Genomic DNA, 15,378 nt, shown 5'->3' with positions numbered 1-15,378 from the left:
ATAGATCATTAAAAGCCTTGATATTCTCAAGGCTTTTTAGTTTTTATCGCTTTTCTAATTGTGGGTGATGTAACAAACCATAACAAAAATCCAAAAAATACAGTTACAAAACCTAATATAGAAAAGGCGCGAAGTAACCAATTCCCAAAATGGTCCCTTCCCTCATAATCCATCGTGTGCATCATCCAGAAAAAATCAAAAATACGCCAGTTACGGTTTCTGAAACGTTCTATAACCCCTTCCTCAGCTGCGATATAAATGGTTGTCCTTGACGGATGTTCAAAAGTTACTGCCCAAGCAGGCAAGCTCCGCGCTCTATATTCATGGTGCTTTCCTGTAGCTGTTAGATATTCCACTGACTCAACCATATTATGGGGTTTAAATGCTTGTTGTGCCATTAATACTGCTTCTTCCTTTGTTAAAGAACTCCGAAGTACTCCCGATGATGCATCTGCCAATTGGGCAACTACTTTTCCTTCTGAAAAATAATGAATTCTGTAAACAGGTTTTTCTAGTATTTCTATAAGTTGTACACTTTTTAAACTATCAACTGAAACCTTTTCAGATATTTTTTGAATAACTAAACTCGGGGAAACTAACGAATCGGAAGCATTTAAATAACTAGACGGATTTCTATAGGTATCCCCATGAATTTCATCCATATTGCTCCATGAAAAATAAAGCCCTCCCAACGTCCAAAAAATAAATTGAACTCCGAGAAATAAACCTAAGTAACGATGTATCTTTCGTATCCGTAAGGATGTTTTTCTTCCTACCATAAAATTATAATTGTTGAATCTTTATAAGCATCCATTAAAAATTGAGATTTCTCCTTACAGTCGAAATGACAATTCTAATAATTTTAATTTATACTAAATATTTACACTTCGCAACCTCAATGCATTTGCAATCACGGAAACCGAACTAAAGCTCATGGCTAAAGCGGCAATCATGGGCGATAACAACACACCAAACACAGGATATAACAGCCCGGCTGCCACCGGAACACCCAATGTATTGTAGGCCAATGCAAAGAATAAATTTTGTTTGATGTTTCGCATTACTTTATGACTTAGCTTTCTCGCTTTTAAAATACCTTCTAAATCACCTTTTAATAATGTAATAGAGGCACTTTCAATAGCTACATCTGTTCCGGTACCCATAGCAATCCCCACATCAGCTTGTGCTAGTGCGGGTGCATCATTGATCCCATCTCCTGCCATCGCTACCTTTTTTCCTTTAGCTTGTAATTGTTTAACCTCCTCTTGTTTGTCTTCAGGAAGGCACTCGGCTCTATAATTAGTTAACTCCAATGTATCGGCTACTGCTTTAGCTGTTGTTTTATTGTCCCCTGTCAGCATGATCACTTCCATTCCTTCTTCTTTCAGTTTTTCAATAGCTTTTTTACTTCCACTTTTGATGGCATCATAAATAATTATGTACCCTGCCAACATATTCTCAACCACTACATAGGAGACCGTTTTACCCAATTGCTGTTCTTTAGCCACCTCTTCTCTCACCTCATCAGCAATAGTAACATTCATGCTGTTGAGCAATGCTACATTTCCTAAGGCAATTTTTTTATTTTGAACTTTTCCCACAACTCCTTTTCCGGTCAATGCTTCAAAATCTTTTACTTCAAAAGGTATTACATTTCGGGTTTTTCCGTAGGCAACGGTCGCTTTCGCTAAAGGGTGCTCACTAACGTTGTTTAGAGAAGTTATATATTGAACCATGTTCATTTCATCAATTACCCTTTGTATGGTAACTACATTTTCAACGGAGGGTTTTCCTTCGGTAACCGTTCCTGTTTTATCTATGATAAGGGTATCTATCTCGTTCATTTTCTCTAAGGCTTCCGCATTCTTAATCAACACACCGGATTGTGCCCCTTTTCCAACACCTACCATTACCGACATGGGAGTGGCCAATCCTAATGCACAAGGACACGCAATGATCAATACGGCAATGGCATTTACAAAGGCATATACATAAGAAGGCTCTGGCCCATATAGTTTCCATATGAAGAAGGTAATTACTGCCACTCCAATAATTATGGGAACAAAATAAGCGGAAATCACATCTGCTAACTTCTGTATGGGGGCTTTTGAACGGCTAGCTTCATTGACCATTTTAATAATCTGGGCTAGTAAGGTTTCATCACCTACTTTTTCAGCTTTCATGATAAAGGTTTTGTTCCCATTAATGGTTCCAGACCTTACATCATCTCCTTCTTTTTTATTTACAGGGATAGGCTCTCCGGTAATCATGGATTCATCAATACTACTGTTGCCTTCTATGATTTTTCCATCTACCGGGATTTTTTCTCCTGGTTTTACACGCAACACATCCCTTTTATGAATTGCATTTAATGCAATTACTTCTTCTTTTCCATTACGGATGCGTGTTACTGTGTTAGGAGCTAGTTTGAGTAATTCTTTGATAGCAGCATTGGTACGGCTATGTGCACGAGCTTCTAATAATTGTCCCAACAATACCAATGTTAAAATAACGGTAGCTGCTTCAAAATATATGTGCACCGTACCATTGGGGGTTTTGAATTGATCAGGAAACACATCAGGAACCAATAAGGCAACAACACTAAAAAGCCATGCCGCACCGGCACCGATACCTATCAAAGTAAACATATTCAGTCTCCGGGTAACGATAGAGCGGTAGGCTCTTTCAAAAAACAGCCAGGTAGCATAAAACACTACAGGAATAGATAATGCAAACTGCACCCAGTTCCAATAAACAATTTTCATTGCTTTTTCAAAAGGATTGCCCGGAATCATCTCTGACATAGCGATGATAAAAATGGGGAGCGTAAATGCTACTGCTACTTTAAACTTTTTGAGAAGTGCATTGTACGTTTTCTTTTCTTCGGAACCATCTATTTCTAAAGGAACTAAATCCATACCACATACTGGGCAATCTCCTGCTGTATCATACGTTTTGTCACCCTCACAATACATAGGGCAATAATAAACCCCGGTTTCTGTTGGTTTTGATTTATTTTTTTGAAAAGTTCCCTTCTCCCCCAACAGTGCAATGGTATAGTTTCCTCCTGCTTGGGTTAAACTTTCTTGCAGCTTTTTTAAGGAAACGTGTGTATCCATTTCAATGGTAGCAGAAGCATTTTTTAAATCAACCGCTGCACAAACAACTCCTTTTACACTGTTCAGCGCATCCTCTACATGCTCTCTACAGCCATTACATGTCATTCCATGTATGTGATAGGTATGTTTCATTCAATTATTGAATGGTGTCTTTTACCTCTCCACAGTTTAGCATTTTATCGCCAAAGTAAGGGTTTTTTATTTCTGATTCTGAAGACAGCCAATACGCTCCTTTAAAATCAAACGCCATGGGGCAATATTGTTTATAGACGGCCCCTGAGGTTATTTTTCCTTCTATCAGTTTATTGATTTCAGCTGATAAAGGTGAAAATGCCACACGTTGCACTTCTATATCACCTGATGCTTCAATTTTTTTAGCTTCTTTTAAAGCAGCTTCGTTATTGGGCACTTCTGAAAGGGCTTTTACCAACATTTTTGCACCACTTTTTGCTTCTTTGGCTTCTGTAAACACCAACGCTTTTTTTATATGGATATAGTGTCCATACACGTTTGCGATCTTGGGGTCGCTAAAAGACAAAGCTGCGGTTTCTTCATGATGCATGTTATCATGGTTTTTTTCTTTATTATGATCCATGGGTTCTTCATGGTGGTTTTGCTCTACCGTAATAATTTTTTCTTCTTTTTTTTCTTTGCAAGATGAAAATCCGGTTACTATAGCGATACTACATATAATTAATTGCTTTCTCATTTTTATTTAGTTTTTATAGTTATTTAATTTCATTTTTTACTTCTCCACAGGTAAGCATGGCGTCTCCGAAATAAGGGTTCCTTATTTCATTTGACAAACTAAGCCAATAAGCCCCGTTATTCTGTTTTGCCATAGGGCAATACTGTACATACAAAGTTCTGGAAAATGGTCCAAATACAGTGGCTATTTCTATGATAGTTTCGGATAGTTCATCAAATACCTCCCTTACTTCATCAATAGCCGCTTTTTCGCTAATTGCTTTAATATGGGTCTTTAGTCTTTGTTCCAAGGGCATCCAAACGATATGTGCTTCTCCTAAAAATAATTTCATATCTGTTTGATCAATCGTGCTTTGAAATTTTTTTATGTTTTCTTTTGTACGCTCTAAATCTGTAGCTACCAAAGCATCTTTCACATTGGCATATTGGGTTACTATCTTTTCTAATGCTGTTTTAGTTTCTTTAGTTATCACAATTGGTAATTGTTCTTTCTGTTCAATATGAGAGGTTCCATGATTATGCTCATTTATGGAAACTCCTCCTTCCGGGTTCATCATACTGGGCTTTCCTGCTAATTGTGCGGCTGCATCTACTGTAAAAGTTCCGTTAACCACCACTTCTTCGTCTACATCCAATCCTTGTTTTACGAGGTACGAATCTCCCAAAGACGGCCCCAAAACCACCTCGCGAAGCACAAATTCATGAATATTTCCCGAAGTTTGTTTCACGTACACAATAGACCGCTCTCCTGTCCACATAATAGCACTTTTAGGAAGTATTAATTCCTTCTTATTGGTATTGGTCATTTTATTTGTAACCACTCCTGATACAAACATTTCCGGTTTTAAACGGTTTTCTTTGTTTAAAACTTCTATACGTGCTTTCGCTACTCTTGTTTTTGGGTTTATAACAGGATCTATAAAAGTAATTTTTCCTGTAACTATTTCTCCAGGGATTGATGAAATGGTATAATTAACTTCATCACCTATTTTTATCCATGGAATATCTCGTTCATACACATCAAATACAATCCAAAGTTTGGATAGATCCGCTATTTCATACAGTGGAATACCACGTTGCACATAATCGCCCAACACTGCCTTTTTAGCAGTTACAATGCCACTTATGTCTGCAGTAATGGTAAAACGTTCTATTGGTTTTCCTGCGGTTACTATTCTATCGATCTGAGATGCCCCTATTTTCCAATTCCGGAGTTTTTCTTTTGCTGCATTGAACAATTCCGGTTGTGCATCTTTGATGGTGTATGCCTGAAGCAGTTCTTCCTGGGCTGTTACGAGTTCAGGGGAATAAACCTCTGCTAAAGCCTGTCCTCTTCTCACCGATTCTCCTTCAAAATTGACCATTAATCGTTCTATCCGACCTGAAATATGTGTTGATTGTGCATATATTTTACGTTCATCAGCTACTACTTTCCCATTTAACCGAAGCTGTTTGGAGATTTCTTCATGGCCTATACGTACTGTCTGTACGTTGGCCAGTTTCATAGCTGTTTCGGTCATTTGAATAGCATTGGGGTCAAAAAGAGGTGTCTCTTCTTCCAAAGGAATAAGGTCCATCCCACAGACAGGGCACTGCCCCGGTTCTTCTAATTGTATATGTGGATGCATAGAGCAGGTCCAGATATCATGATGCGCTTCGGTTGTCATACTATTGTTTAGCCCTTCTTTTTCAGGAGTTCTCCCAAAAAAAACACTTCCTAGAATAACTCCAACTATCAATGTTATCAATATGATTATGAGCTGTTTCGTTTCTATTTTCATTTTCTTGTTTTTATTTTATCTATTTCTCATTCTATTCACTAACAAATATGCTTTTACCAATTTCAAGAGATTTCTGTTCATTTGGTGTTTTCATCATTTTTCTGATGTTGTGTTCAGGTATTCCAAATTAGCTACTGCTGTATGATATTTCTTAAGTGTAGTTGTTTTTGCTAGTTGGTATTTTAAAAGTTGTTGCTGCATTTTTAACAGTTCTTCAAATTCAGAAGTTGCCGTACTATATGCTTTTAACAATAATTGAACGGACTGTTCGGCATTTTTTATTTGCTTCTCATAAAGTGCCATTAATTGTACCGTATTTTCCATTTCAAATACCGTTTCCTCATAGTCAGCTATCAATTTATCCTGAATTGCTTCTTTCATGTGCTCATAGGCTTCTTTTTTATAGGACGCTTCTTTTTTAGCAGCCTTGTACTTCTTTCTAAAAATAGGGAGTGATACTGAAACCATGGGCATGAACATGTCTTTTCCGTTATCTGTAATGGCTACATCTGTCCGCCTAGCAACAATTCCATATTCAACACCCACACCAATTTTTGGCAATCCACTCTTTACGGCAACATTTTCTTGTGCTATAGCTGAGGCTATTTTATCGTCAGTCATTTTTACTAACGGATGTTCATTCAATTCCACTCCTCTATCTTTTACAGGAAGTATATCGGCCATTGTAAATCCTGAAACATTAACTGTTGCCTCTATATCCCTGTTGAGCAATGTGTTGAAATTGGCTGCTAAAAGGCGTTGTTTTGTCTTTAACACTGCTAATCCTGTACTCGCATCGTTATATAACATATCTGCGCGGATAACATCTATCATTGCTGCTTTTCCATTTTTGAACTTGCTCAATGCCAATTCTTTTAGCGATGCTATGATTTTAAGGTTTTCTTCCTGATATTTAATAGTCTCCTGCAATTCATACACTTCATAATAGGCAGCTTTAACCTTGAATAACAATTCATTTTTGATATTCAAGTATTCTTGAAATTTGGAGGCTGCCATGGAGCTAGCCACATCTTTTTTAGCCGTTAAGGTACCAAACCAAGGGAATTGCTGCATCAGCGAAAAACGTGCTTGTTGTTGGCCTACACGCGTTTCCGCCATTTCTCCCAGTACGCTAAAAGAAAATACCGGATCAGGTAAACTACTTGCCTGTGGTACTTGTTGCATAGCAGCTTCAAACGTAGCATAGGCCGCTTTGAGTTCTGGATTGTTTTCAACAGCAATCTTTAGGTAACCTTCCAAATTCTGTGAAAATGAAAATCCGGCTATGAACAGGAAAATTAGAATGGTTTTCGATTTCATACTTTTTTCTTTTTTAGAATGGTTTCTCTCCAATAAGCTTGCAATACCGGTACTACAAACATGGTCATTAACTGAATTGTCATACCCCCTACTGTAGGTATTGCCATGGGCACCATAATATCAGCGCCTTTTCCTGTAGAGGTCAATACAGGTAATAATGCGATAATGGTGACTGCTGTTGTCATAATGGCCGGACGGACGCGCTTCTGCCCTGCTTCTAGAACAGCAGCCCGTACAGCAGGGACTGTTTTGGGTTGTTTTTCTTCAAAAACCTGATGGATATAGGTCCCCATCAATACGCCATCGTCCGTAGCGATACCAAACAACGCAATAAAACCAACCCATACTGCTACACTCAAATTGATGGTGTGCATTTGAAATAAATCGCGCATATTTATACCGGCAAAGGCAACAAAGACCCCTGAGAAATGAATAGCAGAGGCAATTACTGTTCTAAATTGAAAATACAGGAGCATAAAAACAATTAGTAAACTTAACGGAATAACAATAGATAGGCGTTTTGTAGCACGTACTTGATTTTCATAACTTCCTGAAAATTTATAACTTACTCCTTTGGGGACTTTTAACGCCCCTGAAGCTATGCTTTTTTGGATATAGGAAGCCGCATCGTTTACCACCGTCACTTCTGAGTAGCCTTCTTTTTTATCAAAAAGGACATAGCCGGTCAAGAAGGTATCCTCGCTTTTAATAACTTGTGGCCCTCTAAGGTACTCTATTGTGGCCAATGCCCCCAATGGTATTTGTGCTCCTGATGGTGTAGGTACACGTATTTTTTCTAGCTTCTCAGGTGTATCACGCAGCTCACGAGGATAACGTACCCTTACCGGAAAACGTTCCCTGCCTTCCACCGTTGTGGTTATTTGCATCCCTCCAATGGCTGTTTCTATCACTCTTTGAACGTCTTCAACATGCAATCCGTACCGGGAAATTGCATCTCTGTCTATATCCAGTTGCAGATACGGTTTTCCTACTACACGATCGGCAAAAGTAGCTTCTGTTTTTACAGAAGGAACTTCTTTTAACAACTGCTCTAACTTGAATCCAAAATCTTGAATAGTCTCTAAGTCAGGGCCATACACTTTAATCCCCATAGGGGCACGCATACCTGTTTGTAACATTACCAAGCGGGTTTCTATAGGCTGCAACTTTGGTGCAGAGGTAACTCCGGGCAAACGGGTCGCCTTAACAATCTCATTCCAAATATCATCGGGACTTTTAATATGTGAACGCCAATTCCTGAAATATTTTCCGTTCTTATCAAGAATTAAATCTTTCTCCGTTGCCCTATATAGAATTGCTTCTTTATTGGTGAGTGTATCTCCAGACTTTAGAATAAACCGTCCTTTTCTATCTGTTTTGAACATCCCTTTTTTCCCCGAGCCCAAAGTAAGGTATTCAGGTTTGTAATTAATTATATTTTCATACATGGAGATAGGTGCCGGATCGAGTGCGCTTTCTACTCGTCCTAACTTCCCTACGGCCAGTGCTACCTCAGGAATGTTGGCCAACGCCATATCTAATTGTTGTAATATCCGCTTGTTTTCTTCTATCCCTGCATGCGGCATAGAAGTAGGCATTAACAAAAAGCTTCCTTCGTTTAATGAAGGCATAAATTCTTTTCCTACTCCGGGGAATGTCTTTGATATGGATTGCCAAAATGATGTGTTTTTAATATTAATCCCTATTTTATCAAAACCTGAAACGGCAAACCCTAACATTCTTGGAGCTCCTTGCCATATCATAATTCCTAACAGAATAGTCATTAATGGAATCAGCAGAAATTTACCTTTGTTTTTCAGGCACCATTTCAAGATAGGCTCGTAGAAGTATATAATTGCATAAAGAACCCCTAATGTGCTCCCTACCATGAAAACCACAAAAACATAATTGACCAGCATGTTATTTTCATCTCCCAGTGGCAACCAGCCTTTAGTCAAGAAAAAAACCGTAGTTAGCAAAACAATTCCCAATGTGATTTCATTAGAATGTTTCCCAAAATATGCGGGGAGTTTATGTTGAAAAACGTTTTTAGCTCCAATAACTGTTAATGCCAATGGAAGCCACATAGAAAACACCAGTGATAGTACAATTCCGGAAACCATTAATGAAAAGTTCCATATCCTTGCTATACGTCTTTTTCTTAAATCCAAAGAAAATATCATATATGAGAGCGTTGGCAATACAACAATCCCTAAAATAAAAGAAGCGGTAAGGGCAAAAGTTTTAGTGAAAGCCAATGGTTTAAACAATTTTCCTTCAGCATTCTCCATAAAGAATACAGGGAGGAAACTCACCACTGTTGTTGCCAATCCAATAATCACTGCTGGTGCTACTTCTACAGTAGCCTTATAAATAATTGTTTGTAATTTTTCTTTCCCAGCTCCTTTATTCGGTTCTTTTTCCAAATGACGAATGGTATTCTCCGTAAAAACAATCCCCACATCTACCATTACACCAATAGCAATGGCAATACCAGAGAGTGCCACTACATTGGCATCTACCCCTGTATAACGCATAATGATAAATGCCATGAGTACCGCTATGGGGAGCAAACTTGATATGAGTACGGAAGCCCTGAGGTTAAAAACCAGTACAATAATTACAATAATACTTATCAAGATTTCTTCGGAAAGGGCTTCTTCCAGAGTTGCGATGGTTTCATTGATGAGTTGTGTCCGATCATAAAAAGGAACAATAGTTAATTTGCTTTTTGTGCCATCTGCCAATATTTTCTCAGGCATCCCCGGAGCAATCGCTTTGATCTTTTTCTTTACGTTGGTAATCACTTCCAATGGGTTGGCCCCATAACGTGCTACAACAACTCCTCCTGCCACCTCAGCCCCTTCTTTATCTAGTATCCCTCTTCTTGATGCCGGGCCTACGGTAACCACTCCGATATCTTTAATAAGTATGGGTTTGTTATCTTGAACAGTTACCACCGTTTTTTCAATATCTTCTGTTGATTTGATATAGCCCAAACCTCTTACCAAATATTCGGCTTTATTAATTTCAATAGTCTTTGCCCCGGTATCCCGATTGGTATTTTTTACAGCTTTCAGGACTTTGTCAATACCTATGTTAAAGGCTTGTAATGCATCCGGATTGACATCAATTTGGTATTCTCTCACGAAACCTCCTATAGAAGCCACTTCAGCAACGTCATCTGTGGCTGCCAGACCATATTTCACATAAAAATCCTGAATGCTACGGAGTTCCTGCAAATCCCAACCTCCGGTAACATTTCCCAAGGAGTCTCGCCCTTCCAATGTGTACCAATATACTTGCCCTAATGCAGTTGCATCTGGCCCCAATGAAGGTTGTACACCATCAGGAAGCAGATTTGCCGGAAGTGCATTCAACTTTTCTAATAATCGGGAGCGCGACCAGTAAAACTCGACTTCTTCATTGAAGATAACATAAATGCTAGAGAATCCAAACATGGAAGAACTCCGAATGGATTTTACTCCCGGAACCCCTAATAATGCCGAAGTTAGTGGATACGTTATCTGATCCTCAATATCCTGAGGAGAACGGCCTTCCCAACGCGTAAAAACAATTTGTTGGTTTTCACCAATATCAGGAATGGCATCGACAGGAACAGGGTCTTTAGGAAGAAAACCGGTATCCCAATTAAAAGGAGACGTTATCAATCCCCAGCCCATAAATATTAAGAGCAATAGAATGGTAATTAACCTGTTTTCTAAAAAATATCGGATGATTTTGTTTAACATAGCTTCTTAAATGGTTTAATGCTTATCGACAAACATAGATTTCTCTCCCGATAGACATCGGGGTCAAAATGACAAAAGCACATACTTTTTTAAGCATGTTGCTCTAAAAACAATAACATTAAAATCAAATAAGAAAAACTTCGTCCAGCAAATGGACATCTCTCACCAGAAGTGGCGGTGAGTACTCTTTAAACGGGATAATATACTGGTCTAAACTTTCAAAAAGATTGACATAACTATACACAAATACTTCTAAAAACATTTTTTGGAAAGTTACATCATGAGAGATTTTGTCTAGCGTATCTTGCCCTTTCACGTGGGTTACTTCATCTTTACAGCACGATTTTTTGGTAACCTCACAAGCCTCAATAGGAGAAAGGTCTTTCTCCATACCACATTTATGTGCTTCTGAGAATACTGCCTTATCTACTAAATACGTACCACAATAATGGCTGCTTACAGTAAAGGAAACCGTAGAAATAAGCACCAAAAGTGCCATTGAAAATGCCGCTATTTTATGAAATAACTGCTTCATGCTAAAACAAAAGTAGTAAATATTTACAATATTGATTGTTTTTATGGTTTCATTAACAATCAGTTAGCTTAATAGGACATCCTGCTTCATTTAGTGTTCTTTTTTAAATACTTTTGTTAAAAAGAAAAACAAGCTATGAGTTTTGAAACACTAAAACAAAAAGTTTCTGAGTTATTAAACAACTCTCAAACTCCCGTTAATGAGCGGTTAACTGCCATTTGCGAATTGTTACGGTCTTCTGTTCCGTATTATAATTGGGTAGGTTTTTATTTTAAAAATGGGGATAAGGATGAATTAAAGCTCAGGGCTTTCGCTGGTGAGCCAACAGACCATACTATCATTCCTTTTGGAAAAGGAATTTGCGGGCAGGTAGCCATTTCCAATCAAAATTTTGTGGTTCCGGATGTAAAAGGGCAGGATAATTATATTGCCTGTAGTATTGATGTTAAATCGGAAATCGTTATTCCATTATTTGTCAATGGTGAAAATATTGGGCAAATTGACATCGACTCCCACACTTTAAACCCTTTTACGAAAGCAGATGAACAGTTTCTGGAATTTGTAAATGAAAAAGTAGCGGGTATTTTATAATTTTTGTAGTGATTTATTCTATATAGCTCTCTGATATTGAAGCAAAAAAACTATTTTTGCAACCGATCACAATACCGTAATAATGACAGATTTAAAATTGGCAACATCTGCCTTAATTTCCGTCTTCAATAAAGATGGACTGGCTCCTATCGTTCAAAAATTAGATGCGCTTGGAATTACTTTATATTCAACTGGAGGGACTGAAAAGTTTATCCGTGAATTGGGCATTGATGTCGTTCCAGTGGAAGACGTTACCAGTTATCCATCTATCTTGGGAGGAAGGGTAAAAACATTGCACCCAAAAGTATTCGGAGGCATCCTTAACCGACAGGATAACCATACGGATGTTGCTGAGCTGGAGCAATACCAAATCCCTCAAATTGATATTGTGATTGTGGATTTATATCCGTTTGAAAAAACAGTGGCGGGTGGTGCTTCAGAACAAGATATTATTGAAAAAATAGATATTGGCGGTATTTCCCTCATTAGGGCTGCTGCTAAAAATTTTAAGGATGTTATGTGTGTGGCTTCCGTAGAAGATTATGCTGAATTTTTGAAATTGATAGCTGATGGAAGTGGCACAACCTCTTTAGCGGACAGAAAGCGTTTTGCTGCAAAGGCCTTTAATGTATCATCACATTATGACACCGCTATTTTTAATTATTTTAATGAAGAAGAATTAGTTTACAAAGCCAGTATTACAAAAGGAAAAGTCCTTCGGTATGGAGAAAACCCACACCAAAGAGGGTTCTTTTTTGGGGATTTTGAAGCTCTATTTGACAAGCTCCATGGAAAAGAATTGTCATATAACAATTTGTTAGATGTAGATGCAGCCGTTAACTTAATGGCAGAATTCCGAGAGGCTCCGCCCACTTTTGCTATCTTAAAACATAACAATGCCTGTGGAATAGCGACCCGAAATACGATTAAACAAGCTTATCTTGATGCACTAGCTGGAGACTCAGTATCTGCTTTTGGTGGAATTTTGATTTCGAATACACCTATTGATGCTCAGACAGCTGAGGAAATACACAAACTCTTCTGCGAAGTAGTGATAGCCCCTTCTTTTTCAGAAGAAGCTATAGAAATCCTTAAAGGAAAAAAGAACCGGATTATCATGGTTCAAAAAGTGCTTGAGCTTCCAACACAACTAGTCCGCACTTCACTCAATGGCATATTAGTTCAAGATAAAGACTTGATTACCGATGCTAAGGAAAACTTAACCTACCCTACAACAACCAAGCCTTCTGAAACTCAAATAGCTGATTTATTATTTGCCTCCAAAATATGTAAACACACAAAATCAAACACTATTGTATTGGCAAAAGACAATACACTTATTGCTAGTGGAACGGGTCAGACAAGCAGAGTAGATGCTTTGAAGCAAGCCATTGAAAAAGCGACGTCTTTTGGTTTTGATTTGAAGGGAGCTGTAATGGCAAGTGACGCATTTTTTCCATTTCCCGATTGTGTAGAAATTGCACATAAAGCAGGTATTACAGCAGTCATTCAACCCGGAGGATCTATCAAAGATCAGCTAAGCATTGATTATTGCAATGAAAATAATATGGCGATGGTCTTTACAAGCATCCGTCATTTTAAACATTAATTTAGTACCTTTGAAAACCATCATTTTTTAAAAACAGGATAACACTAATAAACAAAGAGTTACATGGGATTTTTTGACTTCTTAACTGAAGAAATAGCTATCGATTTAGGAACTGCAAATACACTTATCATCCATAATGATAAAGTCGTAGTTGACAGCCCTTCTATAGTTGCCAGAGACCGTGCCAGCGGAAAAATTATTGCCGTAGGCCGTGAAGCTAATATGATGCAAGGAAAAACTCATGAGAATATAAAAACTATCCGACCATTAAAAGATGGTGTTATCGCAGATTTTGATGCATCTGAAAAGATGATCAATATGTTTATTAGAAACATTCCTGCCCTAAAGAAAAAATGGTTTACACCCTCTCTGAGAATGGTTATCTGTATTCCTTCCGGAATTACAGAAGTAGAAATGCGTGCGGTAAAGGAATCTGCAGAGCGTGTAAATGCGAAAGAAGTGTACCTCATCCATGAGCCTATGGCGGCAGCTATTGGTATCGGATTGGATATTATGCAGCCCAAAGGAAATATGATTATTGATATTGGGGGAGGAACTACAGAGATTGCAGTTATTGCCCTTGGCGGAATTGTTTGTGACAAATCTGTTAAAATTGCAGGAGATGTTTTCACGAATGATATTATTTATTACATGCGTACACAGCACAACTTGTATATCGGTGAAACTACTGCAGAAAATATTAAAATACAAATTGGAGCTGCTACTGAAGATTTAGAAACCCCTCCGGATGAAATGAGCGTTCAGGGAAGGGATTTGTTGACCGGAAAGCCTAAGCAAATTTCCACTACTTGGAGAGAAATAGCCAAAGCATTAGACAAGTCTATTTTAAGGGTAGAAGATGCTGTAATGGAAACCTTGTCACAAACACCTCCCGAGCTTGCTGCTGACATATACAATACAGGGATTTATTTAGCAGGTGGAGGTTCTATGTTAAAAGGGTTGGACAAACGCCTTTCACAAAAAACAGACCTCCCTGTATTCATCGCAGAAGATCCATTAAGAGCAGTTGTTCGGGGAACAGGTATTGCTCTCAAGAATATAGAAAAATATAAAAGTATCCTCATCAAGTAAGACGGTTAGAATGGCATGCTGAACATTATAAGCTTCTTTATAAGAAACAGAAATTTCTTTTTATTTATTTTTTTATTGTCTTTATCGCTTGTATTTACATTCCAATCACACTCATATCATAAAAGTAAATTCATAACCTCAGCCAACTGGTTTACCGGCAGTATATATAATTCTGTAAATAACGTTTATGCGTACTTTGACCTGAAAGAAACCAACCAAACTTTAATCGAGGAAAATAAAAGACTTCGTAGTCTGCTAATAAACAACGATACATTTAGCGACTCCATAAATACACCCAAGGCTTTCTCCCCTCATCTATACAATGTGAAAACTGCCACTGTTATTCACAACAGCTATGCAAAGACTAAGAACTATATTACCATCGATAAAGGAGAAAAAGACAGTATAAAACAAGATATGGGAGTTATAACATCTAAGGGTATTGTTGGAATTGTAGATAATACTTCCAAAAACTATGCTGTAATTCAATCTGTCCTGAATTCATTATCGGAAATCAATGCTCAACTTCAAAACACCAGTCACTTTGGAACACTTAAGTGGAATGGAAAAGACCACACCATAGTACAACTTACGGATATTCCATCTCTAGCCCCTGTTAAAGTAGGTGATACCATTATTACCGGAGGAATGTCCACTATATTTCCAAAAGGAATCCTAATAGGAACGATTCAAGATTTTAATCCTGATATTTCTGAAAATTACTATACAATAAATGTGAAGCTCTTCAATGATATGACCAATATAAGTTATGTATATATCATTGAGAATAAACATACTGATGAGATCAAAAAATTAGAGGCATATAGTAATGAGGAATGAAACCACTATAAATATTATTCGTTTTGTAGTC

At 37.8% G+C, this 15,378-nt stretch carries 11 protein-coding genes; 4 read left to right on the top strand and 7 right to left on the bottom strand.

Going from position 1 to position 15,378, the window contains the following annotated elements:
* Positions 1 to 26: 26 nt before the first annotated feature.
* From WBG21_RS10685 to WBG21_RS10655, 7 genes are all read right to left on the bottom strand, one after another.
* Complete coding sequence (locus tag WBG21_RS10685) at positions 27 to 779, bottom strand: PepSY domain-containing protein (protein ID WP_340077735.1); 753 nt, start codon at positions 777 to 779, stop codon at positions 27 to 29.
* Between the two features lie 93 nt (positions 780 to 872).
* Positions 873 to 3,251, bottom strand: a complete 2,379-nt coding sequence (locus tag WBG21_RS10680; RefSeq protein WP_340077733.1) for a heavy metal translocating P-type ATPase — start codon at positions 3,249 to 3,251, stop codon at positions 873 to 875.
* A gap of 4 nt (positions 3,252 to 3,255) precedes the next feature.
* Positions 3,256 to 3,828 carry a DUF3347 domain-containing protein gene (locus tag WBG21_RS10675; protein WP_340077731.1) on the bottom strand — a complete coding sequence of 191 codons (573 nt, stop codon included), beginning with the start codon at positions 3,826 to 3,828 and terminating at the stop codon, positions 3,256 to 3,258.
* 19 nt (positions 3,829 to 3,847) lie between these two features.
* Positions 3,848 to 5,608 (bottom strand): efflux RND transporter periplasmic adaptor subunit, encoded by a 1,761-nt coding sequence (locus tag WBG21_RS10670; RefSeq protein ID WP_340077729.1) that lies wholly within the window; start codon positions 5,606 to 5,608, stop codon positions 3,848 to 3,850.
* A 93-nt stretch (positions 5,609 to 5,701) separates the two neighbouring features.
* Positions 5,702 to 6,928: a TolC family protein gene (locus WBG21_RS10665; RefSeq protein WP_340077727.1), complete on the bottom strand. Its 1,227-nt coding sequence runs from the start codon at positions 6,926 to 6,928 to the stop codon at positions 5,702 to 5,704.
* Positions 6,925 to 10,680, bottom strand: coding sequence for an efflux RND transporter permease subunit (locus tag WBG21_RS10660; RefSeq protein WP_340077725.1), 3,756 nt, complete (start codon positions 10,678 to 10,680; stop codon positions 6,925 to 6,927). The genes WBG21_RS10665 and WBG21_RS10660 overlap by 4 nt, the downstream gene beginning before the upstream one ends.
* 124 nt (positions 10,681 to 10,804) lie before the next feature.
* Entirely contained in the window at positions 10,805 to 11,215 is a 411-nt protein-coding gene (locus WBG21_RS10655) for an HYC_CC_PP family protein (RefSeq protein WP_340077723.1), read from the bottom strand.
* A gap of 135 nt (positions 11,216 to 11,350) precedes the next feature.
* On the opposite strand from WBG21_RS10655, the gene WBG21_RS10650 reads away from it, so the two are divergent.
* From WBG21_RS10650 to mreC, 4 genes are all read left to right on the top strand, one after another.
* Positions 11,351 to 11,806, top strand: a complete 456-nt coding sequence (locus WBG21_RS10650) for a GAF domain-containing protein (RefSeq protein ID WP_340077721.1) — start codon at positions 11,351 to 11,353, stop codon at positions 11,804 to 11,806.
* 82 nt (positions 11,807 to 11,888) lie between these two features.
* Complete coding sequence (gene purH / locus WBG21_RS10645; protein ID WP_340077719.1) at positions 11,889 to 13,415, top strand: bifunctional phosphoribosylaminoimidazolecarboxamide formyltransferase/IMP cyclohydrolase; 1,527 nt, start codon at positions 11,889 to 11,891, stop codon at positions 13,413 to 13,415.
* A 63-nt stretch (positions 13,416 to 13,478) separates the two neighbouring features.
* Positions 13,479 to 14,507, top strand: coding sequence for a rod shape-determining protein (locus tag WBG21_RS10640; RefSeq protein WP_340077717.1), 1,029 nt, complete (start codon positions 13,479 to 13,481; stop codon positions 14,505 to 14,507).
* 15 nt (positions 14,508 to 14,522) lie between these two features.
* On the top strand, positions 14,523 to 15,347 hold the full coding sequence (mreC, locus tag WBG21_RS10635) for a rod shape-determining protein MreC (protein WP_340077715.1): 825 nt from the start codon (positions 14,523 to 14,525) through the stop codon (positions 15,345 to 15,347).
* Positions 15,348 to 15,378: the final 31 nt, after the last annotated feature.

It is taken from the genome of Leptobacterium meishanense (genome assembly GCF_037645805.1).
Lineage (GTDB): Bacteria > Bacteroidota > Bacteroidia > Flavobacteriales > Flavobacteriaceae > Leptobacterium_A > Leptobacterium_A meishanense.
This window is presented reverse-complemented; position numbering and strand designations above follow the sequence as displayed.

Bases quoted from the DNA above. Each gene is read 5' to 3' on its own strand.
- WBG21_RS10685 (WP_340077735.1), bottom strand. From the start codon at position 779: ATGGTAGGAAGAAAAACATCCTTACGGATACGAAAGATACATCGTTAC.
- WBG21_RS10680 (WP_340077733.1), bottom strand. From the start codon at position 3,251: ATGAAACATACCTATCACATACATGGAATGACATGTAATGGCTGTAGA.
- WBG21_RS10675 (WP_340077731.1), bottom strand. From the start codon at position 3,828: ATGAGAAAGCAATTAATTATATGTAGTATCGCTATAGTAACCGGATTT.
- WBG21_RS10670 (WP_340077729.1), bottom strand. From the start codon at position 5,608: ATGAAAATAGAAACGAAACAGCTCATAATCATATTGATAACATTGATA.
- WBG21_RS10665 (WP_340077727.1), bottom strand. From the start codon at position 6,928: ATGAAATCGAAAACCATTCTAATTTTCCTGTTCATAGCCGGATTTTCA.
- WBG21_RS10660 (WP_340077725.1), bottom strand. From the start codon at position 10,680: ATGTTAAACAAAATCATCCGATATTTTTTAGAAAACAGGTTAATTACC.
- WBG21_RS10655 (WP_340077723.1), bottom strand. From the start codon at position 11,215: ATGAAGCAGTTATTTCATAAAATAGCGGCATTTTCAATGGCACTTTTG.
- WBG21_RS10650 (WP_340077721.1), top strand. From the start codon at position 11,351: ATGAGTTTTGAAACACTAAAACAAAAAGTTTCTGAGTTATTAAACAAC.
- purH (WP_340077719.1), top strand. From the start codon at position 11,889: ATGACAGATTTAAAATTGGCAACATCTGCCTTAATTTCCGTCTTCAAT.
- WBG21_RS10640 (WP_340077717.1), top strand. From the start codon at position 13,479: ATGGGATTTTTTGACTTCTTAACTGAAGAAATAGCTATCGATTTAGGA.
- mreC (WP_340077715.1), top strand. From the start codon at position 14,523: ATGCTGAACATTATAAGCTTCTTTATAAGAAACAGAAATTTCTTTTTA.